Below are 21,191 nucleotides of genomic sequence, written 5' to 3'. Positions count from 1 at the left end.
ATGGGTTTGATGATTTAGTGATTTGATTGGAGGAACTGATAGACTGCCATCATTTCCTGCTTATTCAATTCGCGCATACGATTAAAAATAGGAATATTGGCAACGGCCTCAAGATGGGAGCCCTCTGTCACAACATCGCTTACAGTACCAGTTAGCCATGTTTCCACATCAATGCCATCAACGATTTGCTGGCGTCCTTCCTCATTAATGCCACTTGCGCCACAGCTTACACAGGGCACGGTTAATTTATGGACTCCATCATGCAGTCCATCTTCTGAGAGCACCTTTTTCCCTTTACAGAATGGACAGGAATGATTGGCTTTGACTTTATTGATTTGGGTTACGATTTTCTTGTAGCCAAATGCTTCATATACATATGTTAGTTTTTTATATTTACCATTCGTAAAATATTGATCGATGATGAATTCTCTTGTCTCCTGTATATTGGAAAAATCACAGATGGTCACTTGATTTTTATGGCTGATGCGCTCTAGATTATCTTTGATTTTGTTCCAAAAAGGAAAAGCGTTTTGTAGTACGATTTCATAGCCGACAAAGCTTGCCAGCTCTAATTCCAGCATTTTTAGGGATACCTGTGTTTCCCTTGGCAATAAGGAAACATCTTGTAGCAGTGACATGTCTCCGCCAACGATGGCTTTGATTTTTTCTAGTTGTGGTAAGTTGCCTACAATGTTGATGACTTCATCAAGCGGTTGACGAATTAAGTTACGAATATCTGTGTTCCCAAATCGTAATTTCTTTTGGTGGTTGAGCACAGAACCATGACAAATTGGGCATGGCACCATTTCTCTTGTTTCCTTCATTTGCTCTTTAATAATGGATTTTGAAATCACGATATAACGACCAATGATAAAATTAAAGCCCTCCCACTTTTTCGAGGATTTTGTTGCCTTATCATAAAAGGACTTGTCCCAATAACCATATAAAAATGTATGCTTTTCCTCCTCAGTCATATCATGATAGCTTTTACTAATGTCCTGACCAAGCTCGATTTTAATCTGCTCAAAGAGAAATTCTAATTTAGAATGTTGATAGTATTTTAAAACCTCCATTATATCGGGATGTAGTAGGCCGTCCCAAAATGGCACGTTTTTGTCTTGCACCACAAGATCAAAATCGAATTTTTCAATTTCCAATCGACCAGAGCAGCTAGGACAATGATTTTCTTGGCTATAAAAATCGAAGCTTCTCGTATCCTTATTTGTTGGATGAGCAGCCACAATATGATTGATAAGACCACCTATTTCATACAGGAAACTATATTGGCTATATAAATGTCTTTCCAAATCAATGGCAACAACAGGGGCAATTTTGTTAGATTCATATTCACCGTAAATCAGACGAGCCATGGAAGATAAGCTTTTTAAGATGCCACCCTTATATATATTTTCCGCATTTTTGAAATAGCTAATATGGTTGTTTTCTAAGTATTGAATGCCATTCCTTAATGCGAGCGTAGATGTGATTTGTAATGGAGCTGAAACCCTTGAATGATTATCCTGATTAAAATAATCTTCATGGCTAACTACATTTAGATGTGTTACAGGCTCCTGCTGTCTTTTACCGAAGTCAACAACAAAATCAGAGCTTTCCAGCATATAGGCATTATGCTCAATCATGATGATGGAGATAGATTCATCCTCTAGGATATCCCTTACACTATCGATAAATTGGTTTAGAATGTTCTGAGATAGCCCTTTAGATGGCTCATCAAAAATAAATAATGTATGGGGATTACGAGAGTTGGCAAATAACTCTGAGACTAGATGCACACATTGGAATTCACCAGTCGATAGAGATTGCGTTTTTCTCTCAAGTGTTAAGTAGCCTAGTCCAAGCTTAATCAATAAGCTTAAGCGTTTATGTGCGATATCTTCATTAGGTAGTTCATCGATAATATCTTCAATCGAGCGCTGGAAAATATCATCAATGTCCTCACTATATTTTGTTAGTTTCTTTTTAATATCGAGGAATGTTGCGACAGTGGAACGACTCGTAATGGATTGGTTACGATCTTGCCCAACCATCACGAGTTTGTCCTTTGGATAGCGTTTGATAAAATCTTTAGCAATACACTCATTAACAAGCGTTGATTTCCCACAACCAGACTCTCCTGTAAAGGTAACAAGTCGATTTTGTGGAATGTCTATTGCATCTATTTGGATATTACGGCAATACAAATCTCGGAATTGATAATAGGATATGGGTGCTGCTGGATTTCGTCCCCAATAGATAGGCTTTGGTCGTGGAGATTCTTCAACGATTTTTCCTCCGTATTTTCCACTACCTGGTCCGAAGAATAGATGCTCGTCTGCCGTGTCTAACACGGTATCAGAATGATCAATCAACCAAATTTGGTTTTTTGCGCCTAGTTGTTGAATTTGCTCTAAAATTTTTAGTAAGGTGTTATGGTCAAGACCCACAGAAATTTCATCAACAATAATCACGGTGTTTTCGCTTGTTGCCATGAATTCTGCTAAGTACAGCCTTGTTAATTCTCCACCTGATAAAGTCCCCATAATACGATTTAAGGTTAAGTAGCCAATATTCATTTGCATAATATTATGCAGAATATGCTGTTTTTCTTCACTGATATTTAATTCTTTTGATAAGGAATAGATGGCCTCTATACTTAAATGATGAATATCAGAAATACTATAGGGCTCATTCCATAAAGTGATTTTATACTGCTCTACTTCTGGACTATAGCGCTTACCCAAACATTTTTTACATTCTACATTTTTTGTCGTGCCTCGCCCCTTACATGCAGGACACCAGCCTAATGCATTGTTAAAGGAAAACATCTCTGGCGATAGCTGAAACTCATCTGCCAGTCGATTACGAATTTCTTTAAAAACACCTGTATGAGTACCAATTGTGGAACGTGGATTGCTAGAGATCGAGGATTTTCCTAGAAAAAGTACAAGGGGCATGTCCTCCATTTTGATGGCACTGAAGTTCGTTTCCATAATGTTTGGAAATAAATATTGATATTCAGCCTTTGGCAATAAAGAAACAAGACGTTTTTTGGATTCTTCTCCAATCGTTTGACAAAATGTCGTCTTCCCTGAACCAGACAAACCTGCTATGGCTAAAGATTGATCGTCGGATAAAACGACATCTAGACGGTTAATATTATTGGCAATAAGTTCATTAATTTTCATTTAGTTATCCTTCCATTTAAGAAAATTAAAAGATGGGACTGAACATGAAAGAACACAATTCTTGCTACTGAATTGCGCTCTTCTTGCTGTTATTTAATTTATACTACGCTAATACTTTTTCAAGCTGTGCACTCATATTTGTCCAAGCATATTTTGCTCCCTCGATTGCACCTTGACGCGCTTTCGTTTCTTCGCTGAAGCCACCTTGATCAAGATGAAGCTGAGTCGAGCCATCTGCTTCCTGTGTTAATGTCCATATAACTGTTGTTGTTTCGCCAGCACTTGTCCAAGTATAAGATAATTTGTGAGGCTCTTCCACTTCCAGTACCTCACAGTCTACAATACCGTCCCACCATTCATTTGGTTCAGCACGGAATTGGAATTTATGTCCTACAACTGGTTGGAAGTCATTGCTCCAGATCCATTTTGCTAGTGTATCTGAGTCTGTTAAAGCATGCCATACTTGTTCGATGGAACTTGTAAATTTAAAATCTAATGATACATCTGGTTTCATTTTTTTTCCTCCAATAATAGCTGTAATTTCGCGATTCTTTCTTTCCAAAAACCTTCATAAAACGATACCCAATCTTGTATTTCTTTCAATGGAGCTGCATTCAATCGATATCTCGTCTCTCTACCTTCCTTGCGTGCAATGACGAGGCCTGCATCTTTCAGGATGGCTAAATGCTTCGAAACAGCCGTACGCCCCATATCAAATTGAGCGGTTAATTCGTGAAGCGGTAACTCATCTACCTCTGCCAATAAATGGATCAACTTTCGTCTTGTAGGGTCAGCAATGGCTACATAAACGTCACGCTCTTGATGATTGTTATTCAAAACCACCACCCTTTCTAATAGGACACTGATTGGTGTCTTAATTATATGACACCAATCAGTGTCCAGTCAAATATTATTTTGGTCAAAGTGTTAGGAGTTCTATACCTACAAGGAAAAACTAGCTGAAATACAAAAAAGTACAGAGGAGAGCCTGTGTACTTTCGGGTAATTATTCATTTGTTATGGATAACCCACGTTCGTAGCAAGAGACAAATGTTATAATGATGTCGATGTCCATATGAGCCAATGTTGAATTCAACCTATTATTCCTTTTACCTAGAAATAGTTAAAATATCTTACTCCTAATCAACTTGTTTCAATATATTTTCAATCGTTGTTAAACGTTTATTTATTTCTTGAATCTGTTGCTGTTGCAATTGAGCTGATTCTTTCTCTATTTTTAGGCGTTCCTCTGCACGGCGTTCCACTCGTCGAAAGATACTAATAACAAATACAAAAATAAAAACAAGTACTAGAAGTGGAAGTAAACCAAAGAACGCTGAAAATATGGTAAGTGTTGTTGATGACATATAATAAAACTCCTTTCATAAAATCTGCACTCTCTCGCAAGTTGGCTAACATATTGTTTTTCTTGATGAAGAATTGCAATAATATTTAATCGATAAGGATTGGACAAGCACCCAAAACTGTTAATAATTCATCACCTTTTCATATGTAATAATTTTATTATATATAAAAAAAATAACAATACACCTCAAAATAAAAACCCTTATTGTTATGAATTGCGCATGGCAATAAGGGTTTTCTGATGTAAATTTATGCTAGCTCTAAAGGTAAAAAGGCGTAGTCTCCATCTTTTATAATGGAACCTTTACGCACCGCAATTGGCTGCTGGAAAAGAGGTCCATCAATGACGGTCGTATGGAATTCGCCGCCTTCTCCGCATGGGTCAATGCTCCGGGCTTCAAGCTCCTTTACATAATCAGGGGTAAGCACACGCCCTAAATCGTCCTCCGTCATGCCCAAGGATAGGTTGACTGTGACAATCATTGTAATAAATCCTAAGTGAATAAATTCATCGACAGCCTCACGATGGTTCATCTCCCACAATGGCATGCCTAGCTTTAAACCTACCTTTTTAGTGACTTTGTCGTGCCAGCAGCCATGTTCAGGCATATCTAAGTCTCCTGTTACTAATACTTCAGCTCCCTGCTGCTTTGCATTTACTAATAAACCTACAAATACTTCTTCATAATCAGCCCAGCTTGCTGCAGCAGTATAGACTGGCAGCCCAATAGAGTCAGCTTGTGCCTGGATTAGGGCAGGTGGCATCCCGTGGGATCTTGAACGTTTTCCTTCTTCCTCCAGCATCACGATAAGCCCCATTGCTTGGCCCACCTGTGATGCTTTATATAAAGCTAAAACACTATCCTTGCCACCACTAAATGAAGCTATAAATGTGCGATTTTGTGCATTCTGTTTCCAGCCTGTTGTGTTGGTCATTTCCTTGTCTCCTTTTACTGTTCATCAAGATATATGCTTCTAGCATCCTCGTCAAAAAACTCTATGATCGATGGATAATTGTTAATGTTAATATTTCCCTCTTTCAAAATCTTTTGCATAAAGATGGTATCGACAAAAATTTTATTGATAATCATCCTACAAATTGATGGTGAATCATTGAAATACGCTATTAACTGAATAAGGTCATCAAAGTGAAAAGTCAAAATATAAGTGACATAATTCTGTAATAGCATACTAAAGCAATGCTCACGATAAGGATTCGATTGATGATCGAATAGAAAGCTATGAAGCAATTGATAGAATGCCTTATTATTTTGATTAAACATATGTAAAAAATCATCTATATTGTTAATTAGATGTAGGTACTCTATGCCATCTTCAAATGGCATAACGAGTCTTTTTGATTTTCCTTCGATGCTTCTCAATAGTTCGATTGTCAGCTTCTTGCAAGCATTTATCTCATGTGGTGTTAATAATGTTCGGTCATGCTTATGCTTACAAATATAATCATGATAATGAGAAAAATATTGCTCCATATTGATATTCGTTTTAGCATGAATTAAAGTTCCTTCTTTGAACGAAAAAGCGTAAAGCGTTTCCTCATTCACTGGATGGGTATACAGATAGAAAAAGAATAAAAAGTCCTTTAACTGTTGTTTCTGCTCTTTGTTGAGTATCGTAATATGCTCTAATTGAGCAAGTTGAAAGAAGCAATAGTTTTTCATAAAATCATTCATCTTGTTATAAGGGTTCCGTGGAATTATTCTAGTTGTTGCATTTATCGTGTAGAGCAAATAATAGCATACTTGCTCATCATAAACATCTAGCTGCTTGAAAAAAGATGTAAGCATAGGCTGCCAGTCTGGCTTTTGAACATAATGCGGATTTTGTGGTTGAAATGCCTCTGCCCATTCCAAAAATGTCCCCTGTTCGTGATCAATAAAAAAGAGCTCTGCGCTAGTATCTTCTAATAAAACATATTCGAAATCATTCATGTGAACAGCTGGTAATCCCCGGTTAAATTTGATATTAAGGTAGTTATCAAATACTTCTTGTAATACTGTCATTCATATCCTCATTTCTTTAGGATTTTTCAGAAGCAAACGTCCCTTTATTTTATCACAATCATGATGAGAACTTGGCGATATACGCTAAGGTTTAGACAGAGTGAAGGAAACACCATTATGAGTGATGAAGGCTGTTCGTTGGATCAATGCCTGGAGAAACAGGAGTGAGAATTTTAAAATTTGGTATAAGAGTTTCCGTGAAGAAAGCATAGCGTGTTATTGTTCACCATCTTAACATGAAAAACCCAAACTAATTATAAAACAACCAAGTGTGCTTCATAATTGTTCGGGCTTGCTTCATATGGCTTTATTAATTAATAAGCTTGCGCAAACCAAACTGTATGTTTTGCTTCGTTTCCACAGCCAATACATGTGGTTTTCGTTGTTGGTGGATTGAATGGAATATTGCGAGATGTGTATTTCGTCTCTTCCTTCACTTTTTCTTCACATGCATCCTCGCCACACCATCCAGCAAGCACCCAGCCTGGGATTGTGCCATTGTCTTTTGCTGTGTCAATGTGCTGTTGCAATTGTGAAAGTGTGTCAATTGTTGTGTGAGCATTTGCTTCACGGAATTGACGAGCTTTTTCTAATAAGCGCGTTTGCATGGTTGTTAATTCTTCTTCAATAGCTGTGATGATAGTAGGTAATTCGACAGTTCGTTTTTCTTCTTCATCACGCGCTTTCAGTAAAGCTTGCTTGTTTTCTAGGTCACGTGGCCCTAATTCAACACGCACAGGCACGCCTTTTAGCTCCCATTCATTGAACTTATAGCCTGGCGATTGGTCTGAATCATCCAGACGTACACGAATACCCTTCGCTTTTAAGGCTGCAAAAATCTCATCTAAATGCTCCATGATTTGAGGGTTCTTTTTCCATGGCCCTACTGGAATTAAAACGACTTGTGTTGGTGCGATACGTGGAGGTAAAACAAGTCCCTGCTCATCACCATGCACCATAATAACCGAACCAATTAAACGTGTGGAAGTACCCCAAGATGTTGTGTGTACGTATTCGTGCTGGTTCGCTTTATTTAAATACTTGATATTAAAGGCTTCAGCAAATTTTGTTCCTAAATAATGGGATGTTCCTGCTTGCACAGCCTTGCCATTTTTCATCATTGCCTCAATAGAGTACGTATCGACAGCCCCTGCGAAACGCTCAGAAGGGGTTTTTTGTCCGTCATAGACAGGAATTGCTAGTACCTGTTCTACGACTTCTTTATAAATGTCTAGCATTTGCATTGTTTCCTGACGAGCATCGGTTTCATCTACATGCGCTGTATGCCCTTCTTGCCATAAAAATTCAGAGGTACGAATAAAAGGCAGTGTTTTCTTTTCCCAACGGAAGACATTTGCCCATTGATTGATCAGCACTGGTAGGTCACGGTAGCTTTTAATCCAATTAGAGTAAAGATGACCAATCATCGTCTCAGATGTTGGACGAAGGGCTAGCCGTTCTTCTAATTGTTCCCCTGCTGCCTCGGTTACCCAAGGAAGCTCAGGTGAGAACCCTTCGATATGATCCTTTTCCTTTTGGAAGAAGGATTCAGGAATAAGCATTGGGAAATAGGCATTACGATGTCCTGTCTCTTTAAAGCGACGATCCATCTCCTCCTGAATATGCTCCCAAATTTCATAGCCGTCTGGCTTAAAGGCGATACAGCCTCGAACAGGTGTATAATCCATTAAATCGGCTTTTTGGATGGTCTCGATATACCATTTCGAAAAATCTTCTAGTTGTTTTGACATGTGTTCTCCTCCAATTGTGTTAAATGAATACTTGTTCAACCCGTATGAAGATTTAGCTGAAGCAAGAAAAAAAAGCACAAAGCTGTCCTCAGAATAAGGACGTCTTTGTGCTGGAACGACGTGGTACCACCTTGATTTAGCTTTAAGTAGAATATAAAGCCCTCTCACGTTTGGTAACGAAAACGACTCGGTTATGTTTGCATAACATCTCCGTGGTAGGTGTTCAGTCAAGAAGCGGTGATATAGCTCTCAGCAGGTGCTATATTTTCTGTTTCACAATTCTTACTTACTTGGCCACATCATCAAAGGGTTTATCATGTTAACAGTTTTACTTTATCCCACTTTAGCAAAATCATTCAGGAATAGCAATTAATAACTGGATTTATTTGTGACAGTATTAACAATGAGATTCGTAAAATCTCCTACAGATAAAGGCTTACTGAAATAATAGCCCTGCACATACTCACATCCATGCTCACGCAGAACATTTAATTCAGCTTCCTCCTCTACACCTTCAGCTACTACTTGTAGGTTTAAGGCATGTGCTAATGAAATCATGGCTGAAATCATAGCGATTCCAGACTTCTCAGGTACGATATCACGGACAAAGGCACGATCAATTTTAAGCACATCCACCGGGAATTTTTTTAAGTAATTTAACGATGAATAGCCTGTCCCGAAATCATCTAATGAAATAGTTATACCTAGTTCTCGTAATTGCTTGATGGTATCAATTAAATCTTCCGTATAATCAAGCATACTCATCTCGGTAATTTCAATTTCTAATAAATTAGGGTCAATGCCTGTTTCTGCAATGACACTACGCACCATATCCACAAAGCCACCTGTACTAATATGAATTGGTGAAATATTCACAGCTACCCGCAATGATAGTTCATGTGCTTCATTCCACTGACGAGCTTGAGCACAGGCTTTACGTAAAACCCATACACCGATATCATTAATCAGGCCACAATCCTCTGCAAATGGAATAAAACGATCTGGCGGAATATGACCTAATACAGGGTCATACCAGCGTAGCAATGCCTCCATCCCAATAACAGAATCCGTTTTTAAGTCGATCTTAGGCTGATAATGTAATTCTAGACGATCTTGCTTTAATGCTTGATGTAATTTCGTTTCTAGTAAAAGCCATTTATCATTGGCCTCGTCCATATTATCGCGATAGAGGCGATATTGGTTACCACGTGTAGATTTTGCCGCATACATAGCAATATCCGCATTTTTCAATAATTCTTCCACAGAGTTTGCATGATCTGGGAATATACTGATGCCGATGCTGATACTTGCATAAAACTCATAGGTGTCGACAATAAAGCTTTCATTGAAGACGCTAATAATTTCCTTAGCCATTTCCTCAATGCGACTGACATCATTTAAAATCATGACAAATTCATCACTATTGTGGCGATAGAAAGAATTTGATGTATGATCAATATTGCGCAGACGATTCGACATTTCCACTAAAAACATATCGCCGATAATATGACCAAGTCCGTCGTTAATATGTTTGAAACGATTCACATCAATGAAAAATAACGCAAACTTCTCTCCTGTACGTCGAGATTGATGAAATTCATTTTCTAAACGCTGTTCTAATTTGCGACGATTTGGTAGCCCTGTTAGTTCATCATGATAGGCAATGTGAGTAATTTTTTTAATGTCCTTTTGCGCTGTAATATCTACGCGAATGGCAATATATTGATACGGCTTTCCTCGTTCATCTAGGAACGGGATAATCGTTGTTTTCACCCAATATAAACTGCCATCTTTCGCACGATTGCACACCTCGCCATTCCACATATCGCCATTACCGATTGTTTTCCACATCTCTCTAAAAAAAGATTTGGGATGAAAGCCTGAATTTAGTAAACGGTGATCTTGACCAACTAATTCTTCACGCGTATACTTCGAAATTTTACAAAAATGATCATTAACAAATGTAATTTTTCCGGTACGATCTGTAATCGCTACAATGATGGAACTATTCATGGCGGAAAAGATATCTTGTAATTCTTTTAGACTGTAGTTCATTTGATTAACACTACTAGGCGTGATATTCATCATTTTCATTCTCCATTCATTAAAATATGAAGGGTTTGGTACTTTTGCTTTATCTTACAGCGAGGTATAAAGTTGTGGTATATCGCCCTTTTTTATGTAATTATATTATAGTCTTAGAAAAGCAGTTAATTCAACCCAAATCTCAAAAACATTCAAAGCTGTATTTGATAGTTTTTAATAAAATAGACAAAAATTAGTGGATATAACCTCCTTGTAAATGTCTAAATATATAGTTATTTAATACTTTTGGACTACGTTAAATAGTTTATTTAGGCTATTTATCTTTTTAATACAAAATTTAAAAGTTTCATATAATAAGTTTTAATGTCTTGTAAAATTTTTGTTAAAGTAAAATACCTTACTGTCCCACATAGGAAGTAAGGCATTTTATATGTTAAGAGACCTCATATTCTATTGAACCCCCTATTGATTTCGCCTGCATGTTGTAGGCATCTAATTGCTCTTGGGATAAACTTGAAATGTAATAGTGAAAATTAATAGGCTCTAGCCCATGCTCCTCACATACTTGACGATAAAATTCATAACCTTCTCGATAATCTGTCATCCTCATAACTTCCTTTCACATTTGCTACTATATGTCTATTTTTTGTTATATAACAGAAATATTATTTGTTTAAAAATATATAACAGGCTACTGTACTTGTCAATGAATTATCTGAAATTTCTTGCTGAAATTACGAAAGCCCAGACCATTTTATTTAGTATGGCTGGGCTTTTCATAAAATATTCACGGCGGCTTCCGTCATAATCACTCCTTTTAAATTCCTAATTGTTTTGCTTGCATATTGTAAGCTGAAAGTTGTTGCTGTGATAATTGTAATACATAGTAACGGAAAGAAATTGGCTCCAATCCATAGCGCTCACACATTTCACAATAAAATTCATAACCATCACGATACTTTGACATTTATATTTCCTCCTCTAACGAAAACTGTTTTATAACAGTTGTTATTATTTTTATTTAATATATAACAGATTATGTAGCACGTCAAGAGATTATAACAGAAAAATTGAATAACAATAAAAGGAATTTAGCTCATCTCCTGTGGCCAAATTCCTTTCATACATGTTATTCTTTAACGATTTCTTGTAATTGCTTGATATGACGTTGCTCGTGCAAATAGACCATTTCAATCCATTGATCGAGTGGTAATTCGCCTAAAGCTGGGTGCTGCACAGCGCGCTTAGCTAATGCTTCAGGTTCCTCAATTGTTTGTAAAAAGGCGAGGAGGTTCTTTCTTGTTGTAGCTAGTAAATCTAGCATTGCTTGAACAGTGAAAGGTTCTTCTGCTGGCTCTACAATAGGCGGTGCTTGGAACTTTCTTGATCGATCTAAGATGAGCTGAACATTTTTTCGAGCGGGTGTTGACTGTTCCTCTGCCTTTAATCCCCATGTAATGGCTTTCTTTGTTGCTTCCTCTACTAATACGAGATGATGACAGATTTGTGCCACACTCCAGCTTTGAGCATCTGGTTTCTTATTAAAGGCTGTATCATCCAATAAGTGAATTTCCTGAAGTAATTGTGTTCTTGTGGTATCGAGATGTTCTTTGACGTTTGACATCCTTGGCTCCCCTTTCATTAGGTCTTCTTCTATATATTCGATATGGAGGGGAGAAAATCATCTTTCACGAACAATATTAAATGGATTATTCTCTAAAACATGCTGTAGCTGCTCATCTTCAACATGGGTATAAATTTGCGTGGTTGCGACGCTAGAATGCCCCAAAATGTGCTGCAAACTACGGATATCTGCCCCTGCTTTATACATCATCGTTGCGGATGTATGGCGTAGCTTGTGTGGTGTAAGCCGTTCTTTTTGAAGACCTGATTGCTTATTAATACGTTTAACAATTTTGGCAACGGTTTGTCTTGTAAAGCGTGTTCCCTTTTGTGACACAAAAAGTGGCTCCTCGCCTTCTCCCTTATAGGGTGTCTTCCCACTGTTTTCATAGTCAGCAAGTGCCTGCATACAGCTATCATTTAAATAGACGGTGCGCTCTTTATTGCCCTTTCCCATTACGGTTAAATAACGTCCTTGAATGGATGTTTTATTAAGCTGACATAGCTCAGTGACACGTATTCCTAAATTTAAGAAAAACATCATCATGCAATAATTTCTCGGGGATGCCTGATTGCTTTTAATCCCATCTATAAATTGTGTAGCTTCTTGTAGGTTCATATAAATAGGTCGTTTTCTGCCTATCTTTGGTGTCTCTAATTCATCTGCTGGATTTTCCTCGATAAGTCGACGTTTGCCTTTTAAATATTTAAAAAAGGATTTTAATGTGGCCACTTTTCGTGCTCTTGCAGCAGCAGAATTACCTCGCTGTACTTCACAATATTCCATGAATAAATAAAGATCCTCTAATGTCATTTCACGAATTTCTTCTATTGTAATAGTACCAATATCAATGGTAGCTAAATTCTCTATATCCAAGTCCTCCTGGACAGCTTTGTGGAAGCGGAAAAATAAGGTCAGGTCATATTCATATTCTTTTCTTGTGCGCTGAGACTTTCCTTTTATGGTTGTTAAATAGACAAGAAAATCCTTCATGAATTTTGGTTGCTTCATTTTTTGCATGCTCATCACCTCTATTTGCTCTATTTTACCATAAAAAACGTTCCCAAATATAAATTTGGGAACTTTATTGAAAAAAATGCCCTTTTTCGTACGTTAGAACAAATGTTCTGTTCGAAGGTAATAAAAAAACCCCTTTTTAAAAAGAGGATTTTTGTTACAACTATTTTGTGACAGTTATAGGATTTTAGGCATAAAGTTCACGGTAAATGAATATTAAAATCTAGTAGACTTTATTTGCTTTGTGAGACGCTTCGAAAAAACAATAGATGGGTAACTGTTCATGTCAATTCGTCTCACAACACACATGGCATTATTTTACAAAAACTGAATAATTGCCATCCTCTTGTTTTGTTAGTGACCAGTTTGTCGATAACATTTGCTGAAGTCTTGTGATTGTTTCCTCATCACACGTTAAATGCTGGATACCTGTTTCTACTAGTTGGTAATCCTTCCCTTCTTCTAATTGAAAGCGTAGCTGCAATAAACGTTGGATGCCTGGTAATGTTACATACTTGATTCGATAATGGCCATGGTATGCATCTAAGAACTGTTGTTCCCCTTCCTGATATAGAGCCATTGTCTCGCTAAATTCATAGTTTGGCACTTGTTCTTGCCAAGCTGATACATCCCCCGAACGCAAAGCTCGTAAAATTTCCTCGTCTGATAAATGTAATTTGGATAGTTTATCTAATTCATACGCTTGCATTAAATTAATGATGGTCATGGTTGTTAGCTCCTTTTATGTATTTATTCACAGTGTAACATGTTTTCTCTACTACTTGAATTCGGAGGCGATCCATATGATGAATTTATATGATTCTAGTCTGTTTTTCGATGAAATGTTTGATGGCAATAAGCCAAAGCCTCATTATCGATCTTTTCATCATAAGCTAACCTTTTTTTCGCGGGAGCAACTTGAAGAAAAATACCGTCAAGCGCAAGCAAGCTTTCTCAGACAAGGGATTACATTTACCGTATATGGTGCACAAGATGGAACAGAACGTACCATGCCTTTTGATTGTGTCCCAATTATTATTCCTCAAACCAATTGGGCCATGATTGAAGCAGGTGTCAAACAGCGCGTGGAAGCCCTCAACAAATTTTTACAGGATGTTTATGGACAACAAAAGATCATTCAGGATGGTCTTATTCCGAGACAGCTTGTTGAAAATAATCCCTATTTCAAACCAACCATGAGAGGACTTCAAGTACCAATTGCGAATCATATATTTTTAGCAGGGATTGATTTAATTCGGGATGAAAAAGGCGATTATCATGTACTCGAAGATAATTTACGCAATCCTTCTGGCATTTCCTATGTCTTTGAAAATCGGGATGTGATGAAGGAAGTATACCCAGAATTTTTCTCCAAGCATACGATTCGACCTCTTGATAAACAAATGGCTTATATGAAAAAAGCACTTCTTGCCCATCGCCCACCTTCCATGCAAGCAGAAAGAGAGCCTAAAGCTGTACTCCTGACAGCAGGCATGTACAATTCTGCGTATTACGATCATGTCTTTTTAGCCCAGCATTTAAACATCCAGCTCGTGGAGGGCCGCGATTTAGTTGTACAGGATTTAAAGGTCTATATGAAAACCATTTATGGCCTACAGCAAATCGATATTATTTATCGTCGGATTGATGATGACTTTTTAGATCCTACTGTCTTTCGTGAGGATTCTTTATTAGGTGTTCCACATTTAATGGCTGCTTATCAAGCTGGTCATGTATCCATCTTGAATGCCGTTGGGAATGGAGTGGCAGATGATAAAGCAATGTATGCCTATGTGCCTGAGATGATTCGCTATTATTTACAGGAAGAACCTATTCTACCAAATGTGAAAACCTATCATCTAGAAGATGACAGTCAGCGTGAATGGGTGCTAGAGCATATTCACGAGCTCGTTATTAAAAACGTAGGAGCCTCTGGTGGCTATGACATGTTAATTGGTCCACATGCGAGTAAGGAAGAGATTGCTTTATTTAAGCAAAAAATTGTTGAGCAGCCCTATCAATACATTGCACAACCAACGATTAAATTGTCCAGAGCACCTGCCTTCCAGAATGGGCGATTTTATCCTTGCCATGTTGATTTACGTGTCTATGTTATGAAGGGTGAGGATTGCTATGTGTTGCCTGGTGGTTTATCCAGAGTGGCACTACAAGAAGGGTCTCTTGTTGTGAATTCATCTCAAGGGGGCGGTGCAAAGGATACGTGGATTTTAAAGGAGGAATTGCAGCATGCTAAGTCGAGTAGCCGACGCATTGTACTGGATGGCACGTTATAGTGAACGTACACAAACAAATGCACATATATTACAGGTACAGCTGTTGAATATGTTGGAGCAATCTGGGCAAGAACATGATTATATTGATCATTGGGAGGCTGTTTTAAATATTTGTGCCTCTAAGGAGGAGTATTTAGCAAATTACACAACGATTCGTGTTAACCCATTGATTGATTATCTTCTGTTTTCTGAGAAAAACGGTAATGCCCTTCATGCCACATTACGTGCTATTCGGGAAAATGCACGAGTTACACGTGATAGTATGCCAACGGAACTTTGGGAAATTCAAAATTCCTTTTATTTAACAAAGCAACAGTCCATACTAAAAAGAGAACGACCTATTCCACTCATTGCCCTTCAAGATTTTTTACAGGATGTGCGAAAGACTTTATGGATGGAGACAGGGTTAATTGAGGGTTCGATGGATCGCGATCTTCCCTTCTATTTTATGCAGGTCGGCAAATGGCTTGAACGAGCAGAAAAAACCATTCGGATGATCGTTATAATCTTAGAACAACAGAAGCTAACAGGTACGTCACTGTTAGAGGATGATGGTACCTTTTTATTGGATCTTTCTGCAGCAAGAGAATCTTTCATGCGAAAGCATCGCCAGACCAATTTACTAACGGTCATTCGCTATTTAGTTCAAGATGAGCATTTCCCATGTTCTGTGATGTTCTGTGTAAAGAAAATAGAAGAAGCCATAATGGCTATTGAACACGATTCTTTATCCTCACGATTTTTAACGCTTCAGTCGGATATTAGTAGCCTTGTTCTTGCAATCGATCATATTGATTTTTGGCAAATGACTATTGAGGAAACCCTAAAAATGATGGAGGAAAGATTGTCTCAATGTATGGCTTTTAGTGATGCCTTTTCGACAATCTATCATTTATATGAACCCAGCGTACAACCTTGAAAGGAATTCACCACAGCTCCCTTTCAACAGGCAAGTCAGTAAGCAGAAGGAAGCGGACACGATGAAATTTGAAATTCAGCATACAAATATTTTTCAATATGAGTCTGAAGTCGATCAAAGCTTGAATACTATTCGTTTAAAGCCGCGTAGTGATGAGCGTCAGCGATTGTTATCTTATCGAATTGCCATTACGCCATCCTCCCTAACCCGTGAGCATACGGATATTTGGGGCAATACAGTTGGTTCTTTTTATATACCAGAGCAACATCAAATCCTAGAAATTCATACATCTTCAATTGTTAGTATTCAGCGTGCACCATTTATTCATCGTATTCAATATTCGCCCGAAATGCAGACCATCTTTCACTCACAGCTATTCTATGAGCATTATTTACCGTATTTAAAAGCAACACATTTTACATTTATGACAGAGCAGCAATTAGAGGAAGTTTATCATGCGATCGGTCATGCTGAAAATCCTGTGCTCTTTTCGCTTAATTTAATGCAGTATTTATATTCTAGCTTTGAGTATGACCCGACAGCGACCGATGTAACCACAACAGCAAGTGAGGCATTTGCTTTAAAACGTGGTGTTTGTCAGGATTTCACCCATGTCATGCTTGCTGTTTTACGGGCGAAAGGAATACCAGCTCGCTATGTCAGTGGCTATCTATATGTCGATGAAAACTCAGCCCTTATCGGAGATATCGCTACACATGCCTGGGTAGAAGTCATGATTCCAGGTATCGGCTGGATCGGTCTTGATCCCACAAATAATGTGGAAGTATTAGAAAACCATATTATTTTATGTATTGGTCGCGATTATAGTGACATTAGCCCTGTGGAAGGGGTATATACAGGAGGCAAGCATGATTTAACAGTCAAAGTAAATGTCAAAGCATTGAATCATTTATAAAAGGCGTGCAGTAATGGTGATAAATCGCGATTACTGCACGCTTTTATTCTAGACGCTGCTGTCTTTCTGTTAGCACCCATTTCCGTACATAGCCCATTTCTAGTTGAATGTGCTCCAATGTTTTTTCCTGTTGAAACGCCCGTTGCATCACAGTATAACGCAAGTCAGTGGCTCTTACATTCTTCCCTATATCTTGTGACATCGTTTGAAAAATGCGTTCAACTGTTTTCGTAGTAATCGGCTTCGTTAAACTTGCCTCGCTTACCCAAACCCATTCCCCTACCTCTTGCTCATGTAAATTGGCTGTCTCTTTTTATACTGTGCCAGCATGTCCATAAGGATCGGTGAACACTTTATTTCTCGACGTCCATTTCGATTGGCAATAAAAAGAGTCCCTTTTTCTTCATTAAAGTGAGTCCATTTCATTCGAACGAGCTCGGCAGGCTTACAACCCGTTTCCATCAACACTTGAACGATACAGCCATTACGTCTTGCCAGCCATGCATGCTCCTTTGTTTTAGCATATTGGAAATAGGTCGGCCATACGTTAGCAATTTGCATGATCTGCTTGTTTGTCAGTGCTTGCAGTGCCTCTTTTTGTCTTTTTTTCGGCTGTAAAATAGGCTGATAATCAAAAGGCTCCACCCATTCTCGTAAAAAAAGAAAGTCTACAAAGCCTCGTAATGTCGCTATTTTATGGTTAAAAGTATTGCTATTACTGTAGGTTTCCTTTAAATAGTCGCAGTAGAGCTGTAATAAATTTTTCAATTGATGATCTACATACAAGTAGTTTTGCTTATGGGCGAAATTTAAAAATTGCTGTCCATCCATATTGTATTGTTTTTTTGTAGCAGCACTTTTTTTCAAAGATTGTAGCAATAAATAGTAGCTATTCCATGCGTCCCTAAGTGCAACCATATGGCACCTCCTTGTTTGCTATGCGTGTGTTATTTATATTTTACTATATTTTGGGTGCGTAGGTTCAATTTCATTTTATCATATTGTAATGTCGGATAATCTGTATTTCTATAACATGAACCCGCTTCTACCATTCAAATGCCCCTTACGTATTGAAGAAACATATGTTCCTAAAGTAGTTTCTCATAATTTTTACTTTCTTACAATAGTAAATTCCGCTCCCCTGTTGTAGTACAATAAATGCTTACTATTCCCTACATTCTTGTATAACAACGCAATTTTATGTGAAAATTCGTATCATTTCGTGTTTAAGGTTAATTGTGTTATATAATAAAGATAGACACTAACATGTAGGAGGCTTTCCGATATGCAAGTAAAAACGACTCGACTGGAAGCAGAAGATGCGAAAATTATTTATCAAGAAACAGCTGGACTAGCGATTATTACGATTCATCGACCACAAGCAAAAAATGCTTTAACCGCAAACATGTGGGATCAATTAGCCAAGATTGCCCTACAAGTATTAGATAACCCGAAAAATAAAGTACTAATTTTACGAGGTTCTGGCCAAAACTTTACAGCGGGCTCTGATATTAAAGAGTTCAATGCCATTTCTCTTGAACAAGCTGAAGAAGCCTTCGTACATATGGAAAAAACCATTTCTACCATTGAGCGCCTCCCAATTCCAACGATTGGCGTTATCAATGGGCCTGCGATGGGCGCTGGCTTGGAATTAGCCTTAGCCTGCGATATCCGCATTGGCTCTGAAAAGGCCAAGCTCGGCATTCCTGTCGGTAAATTAGGAATTACCTTAAATAACAAATTTGCACAGCGTTTAGTCCAGCTTGTCGGTCCTGCCACAACCAAGGATTTAGTCTTTACAGGACGAATGTTTAAAGCAGAGGAAGCCTTCAAGCTTGGAATGCTTAACTACCTAGTAGCTGAAAAAGATTTAAATAAATACATGATTCGAATGGGTAAGCTGGTTGCAGGAATGTCGCCTGAATCCTTACTTGCCGTGAAGCAATCTGTTCAAGAATGTCTCGATAGTGTGCCGACCTTATGGCAAGGCTCTTCGCCATTTGTAGGCAGTGATTTCGCAGAGGGTTGTCGTGCCTTTGTGGAAAAACGCCAGCCACAGTTCACGCGCCAGCCTAAATGAAAAACAGGTACTCTTAACGCCAACGTGCGAGCGGAGTACCTGTTTTTTAAGCTTTTTTCTTTTGCAAAGCCGTTTTTACATGTACATGAATAGCATCTAATTCATAGCCAAAATGTAGATAAAAATCTTGCTGCACAGCTTGTTGTAATTCTACTAAACGCGCTGCTAATGGATAATCAATCGGCAACTTCACCTGTATAGTGAGGATAGCTTGAACCTGATCCCCTAGTATAAATTGTGCTTGCTCGACCTTTTGTACAATTGCCTGTTGGCTACAGCAGTATGTCAGTAGCTGTACATAAACAGGCTTGCTGATTTCTATATATTCCCGCTGAAAATCAGGACGTACAATCGTCGTTTCCCCGATTTTTTCTCGTTTCGAAGAAAAAATCTCCATGCCCTTTTGCACCAATCGTTTAAAGAAATTTTGCTCCACTTGTCTATATGGGATCGGCATAACATGCTTGCCCTGTGTTTGACGGATAAAGCGTGCTTTTTGAATTTCTTTCAATGAACGGACATCTTCTACATTATAATAGTGTTCAATCGGACCCAGCTCTAGCTGCTTGGCAATACTATTCGTCATTTTAGTTGATGTGCCTATCAGTAAAATAGATTGTACCTGATGATGAGCTAGCGCCTTTTGGACAGCCTCACGATGAACTGGATCTGTAAAAATGGCACGTCGTACAGCAGTAATTGTATTCTTTTCGAATTTAGCAGAAAGGCCTGCCACCCTGACGCCATTCACAATGAGTAATCCATCATCAACAATGGCCTCTACGCCTAATTTATGGGCAAAGGCAAGCGCACTTGTACTTTTACCTGTGCCGCTTGGTCCACTTAATGAATAAACCTTCACTGCCCTCTTCCCCCTTACAATATCGTTTTAGCATCTGCTGGTAATGAACGTACATGCTTCAAATAGGCTGACATATGAGCATCATCCTCATGAGGGTACGCGAACTGAAAGTGATGGGCTACCTCCTTTGCGATACTTCGAAAGAGTGTGCATGCCGCAAACAGGGCATTCCACATGTTAGCATAGTCTGCGTCCGCATAGGTTTTTACATACAATGTCCAATAGTTATCTGGTACATAGTTTTTTAAATACTTTCCCATTTTGCCCGTAGATAATTGAAAATGATGATGCTGACCAATCCACCAATTGAGCATTTGATGTAAGCACTGCCTTGTCGTTTCCTCAAACATTTGCTTGGCATATGGGAGTTCGTCCCGCCAAATACCCTTGGCTACATTTTGTAAGCACCACCAAAAATCATTCGTACAGCTGGCAAATTGCCCCACAGTCGGCGGGCTAATATGATAGTCACAATCTGAAGATGGAGAGATAGGTGGCAAAAGCTGATCCTTATCGAGTAAAGAGACTGTCAGCTTGTCTTGACCATACTCATTCAGCATAGCTTGTGTCGATAATAAGCGAAGGTCAATGCGATGCCCATCCTTTAATAACATTAAATATGTATAGCTATAAGAAAAGTCTTTGTCCAAGCCAAGCCCCTTATCCAGTCGATCAGGCTCCTGCACCATCAGCCGCTCACCAAATACGTGAATCCATTTGTCATCTTGTAAAAAAGAGGCTGTGTCTGTTACGACATACACAACATCAAAATCTTGAAACATATCCCTTGGACCATTCGGATTTGCTCTTGAGCCATTTAGGTAAACAGCTCGAATTCTAGTGTCCTGCTGTGCGATAGCCAGGATTAAATCATACATTTCTTGTTCTGTTCTCATAGGATTCACCCCACCTGAAAAGCTTTATACTCAGTATAATACACTTTCCTCTTTGAAGGAATTTATAGTAGCTTCTCCCAATGGTAGAAAATCTTTTTTCGCTAGTCTATGCACACATCCTCTTCATTATATAAATATTTTCTTTTTTCAGAATTTCTGTCCCTTTCTGCGCTTCAGTATGATAAAATGTGAACTACTATTCTGTTATACAA

At 38.3% G+C, this 21,191-nt stretch carries 20 protein-coding genes; 4 read left to right on the top strand and 16 right to left on the bottom strand.

Features of this window, described 5'->3' with window-relative positions:
* Nucleotides 1-14: 14 nt before the first annotated feature.
* The 13 genes from PSR12_RS11430 to PSR12_RS11370 form a co-directional block, all read right to left on the bottom strand.
* Nucleotides 15-3,185 (bottom strand): ATP-binding cassette domain-containing protein, encoded by a 3,171-nt coding sequence (locus tag PSR12_RS11430; RefSeq protein ID WP_274773308.1) that lies wholly within the window; start codon nucleotides 3,183-3,185, stop codon nucleotides 15-17.
* Nucleotides 3,186-3,288: 103 nt separating this feature from the next.
* On the bottom strand, nucleotides 3,289-3,699 hold the full coding sequence (locus tag PSR12_RS11425; RefSeq protein WP_257522152.1) for an SRPBCC family protein: 411 nt from the start codon (nucleotides 3,697-3,699) through the stop codon (nucleotides 3,289-3,291).
* Nucleotides 3,696-4,022 carry an ArsR/SmtB family transcription factor gene (locus tag PSR12_RS11420; RefSeq protein ID WP_274773305.1) on the bottom strand — a complete coding sequence of 109 codons (327 nt, stop codon included), beginning with the start codon at nucleotides 4,020-4,022 and terminating at the stop codon, nucleotides 3,696-3,698. Before PSR12_RS11420 ends, PSR12_RS11425 begins: the two co-directional genes overlap by 4 nt.
* A gap of 302 nt (nucleotides 4,023-4,324) precedes the next feature.
* A complete protein-coding gene (locus tag PSR12_RS11415; RefSeq protein WP_274773303.1) occupies nucleotides 4,325-4,552 on the bottom strand; it encodes a hypothetical protein in 228 nt (75 codons plus the stop codon).
* Between the two features lie 247 nt (nucleotides 4,553-4,799).
* On the bottom strand, nucleotides 4,800-5,486 hold the full coding sequence (locus PSR12_RS11410) for a Dph6-related ATP pyrophosphatase (protein WP_274773301.1): 687 nt from the start codon (nucleotides 5,484-5,486) through the stop codon (nucleotides 4,800-4,802).
* A gap of 14 nt (nucleotides 5,487-5,500) precedes the next feature.
* Complete coding sequence (locus PSR12_RS11405; protein ID WP_274773299.1) at nucleotides 5,501-6,574, bottom strand: hypothetical protein; 1,074 nt, start codon at nucleotides 6,572-6,574, stop codon at nucleotides 5,501-5,503.
* A gap of 314 nt (nucleotides 6,575-6,888) precedes the next feature.
* On the bottom strand, nucleotides 6,889-8,325 hold the full coding sequence (proS, locus tag PSR12_RS11400; protein ID WP_274773297.1) for a proline--tRNA ligase: 1,437 nt from the start codon (nucleotides 8,323-8,325) through the stop codon (nucleotides 6,889-6,891).
* 369 nt (nucleotides 8,326-8,694) lie between these two features.
* Nucleotides 8,695-10,413, bottom strand: a complete 1,719-nt coding sequence (locus PSR12_RS11395; protein ID WP_255601566.1) for a putative bifunctional diguanylate cyclase/phosphodiesterase — start codon at nucleotides 10,411-10,413, stop codon at nucleotides 8,695-8,697.
* Nucleotides 10,414-10,804: 391 nt separating this feature from the next.
* Nucleotides 10,805-10,975 carry a hypothetical protein gene (locus PSR12_RS11390; protein WP_048392829.1) on the bottom strand — a complete coding sequence of 57 codons (171 nt, stop codon included), beginning with the start codon at nucleotides 10,973-10,975 and terminating at the stop codon, nucleotides 10,805-10,807.
* 213 nt (nucleotides 10,976-11,188) lie between these two features.
* Nucleotides 11,189-11,338 (bottom strand): hypothetical protein, encoded by a 150-nt coding sequence (locus tag PSR12_RS11385; protein ID WP_004230023.1) that lies wholly within the window; start codon nucleotides 11,336-11,338, stop codon nucleotides 11,189-11,191.
* A gap of 162 nt (nucleotides 11,339-11,500) precedes the next feature.
* The gene (locus tag PSR12_RS11380; RefSeq protein ID WP_274773292.1) at nucleotides 11,501-11,995 is read right to left on the bottom strand and encodes a DinB family protein; all 495 of its coding nucleotides are present in this window, start codon (nucleotides 11,993-11,995) and stop codon (nucleotides 11,501-11,503) included.
* Nucleotides 11,996-12,052: 57 nt separating this feature from the next.
* Nucleotides 12,053-13,015 (bottom strand): tyrosine recombinase XerC, encoded by a 963-nt coding sequence (locus tag PSR12_RS11375; protein WP_274773290.1) that lies wholly within the window; start codon nucleotides 13,013-13,015, stop codon nucleotides 12,053-12,055.
* A 310-nt stretch (nucleotides 13,016-13,325) separates the two neighbouring features.
* Entirely contained in the window at nucleotides 13,326-13,739 is a 414-nt protein-coding gene (locus PSR12_RS11370; protein WP_274773288.1) for a hypothetical protein, read from the bottom strand.
* A 76-nt stretch (nucleotides 13,740-13,815) separates the two neighbouring features.
* Between PSR12_RS11370 and PSR12_RS11365 the strand changes: the two genes are divergently transcribed.
* The 3 genes from PSR12_RS11365 (at nucleotide 13,816) to PSR12_RS11355 (ending at nucleotide 17,141) form a co-directional block, all read left to right on the top strand.
* Complete coding sequence (locus PSR12_RS11365) at nucleotides 13,816-15,306, top strand: circularly permuted type 2 ATP-grasp protein (RefSeq protein WP_274773287.1); 1,491 nt, start codon at nucleotides 13,816-13,818, stop codon at nucleotides 15,304-15,306.
* Nucleotides 15,260-16,225 (top strand): alpha-E domain-containing protein, encoded by a 966-nt coding sequence (locus tag PSR12_RS11360; protein ID WP_274773285.1) that lies wholly within the window; start codon nucleotides 15,260-15,262, stop codon nucleotides 16,223-16,225. The genes PSR12_RS11365 and PSR12_RS11360 overlap by 47 nt, the downstream gene beginning before the upstream one ends.
* A 61-nt stretch (nucleotides 16,226-16,286) precedes the next feature.
* Nucleotides 16,287-17,141: a transglutaminase family protein gene (locus tag PSR12_RS11355; RefSeq protein WP_221682078.1), complete on the top strand. Its 855-nt coding sequence runs from the start codon at nucleotides 16,287-16,289 to the stop codon at nucleotides 17,139-17,141.
* 279 nt (nucleotides 17,142-17,420) lie between these two features.
* Here PSR12_RS11355 and PSR12_RS11350 read toward each other — a convergent pair whose 3' ends face one another.
* Nucleotides 17,421-18,059, bottom strand: a complete 639-nt coding sequence (locus PSR12_RS11350) for a tyrosine-type recombinase/integrase (RefSeq protein ID WP_274773282.1) — start codon at nucleotides 18,057-18,059, stop codon at nucleotides 17,421-17,423.
* A 367-nt stretch (nucleotides 18,060-18,426) separates the two neighbouring features.
* Here PSR12_RS11350 and PSR12_RS11345 point away from each other — a divergent pair, with 367 nt between their 5' ends.
* Nucleotides 18,427-19,221: an enoyl-CoA hydratase/isomerase family protein gene (locus PSR12_RS11345; protein WP_004230036.1), complete on the top strand. Its 795-nt coding sequence runs from the start codon at nucleotides 18,427-18,429 to the stop codon at nucleotides 19,219-19,221.
* 46 nt (nucleotides 19,222-19,267) lie between these two features.
* Here the strand turns inward: PSR12_RS11345 and PSR12_RS11340 are convergent, their stop codons facing one another.
* Complete coding sequence (locus PSR12_RS11340; RefSeq protein WP_221682098.1) at nucleotides 19,268-20,083, bottom strand: ATP-binding protein; 816 nt, start codon at nucleotides 20,081-20,083, stop codon at nucleotides 19,268-19,270.
* Between the two features lie 14 nt (nucleotides 20,084-20,097).
* Nucleotides 20,098-20,979 (bottom strand): aminoglycoside 6-adenylyltransferase, encoded by an 882-nt coding sequence (locus PSR12_RS11335; protein WP_221682100.1) that lies wholly within the window; start codon nucleotides 20,977-20,979, stop codon nucleotides 20,098-20,100.
* Between the last annotated feature and the right edge of the window lie 212 nt (nucleotides 20,980-21,191).

The sequence above is a fragment of the Lysinibacillus sp. G01H genome, from assembly GCF_028872195.1.
GTDB lineage: Bacteria > Bacillota > Bacilli > Bacillales_A > Planococcaceae > Lysinibacillus > Lysinibacillus capsici.
Note: the sequence above shows the minus strand (reverse complement) of the source record. Positions and strands in the feature narration are given on the sequence as shown.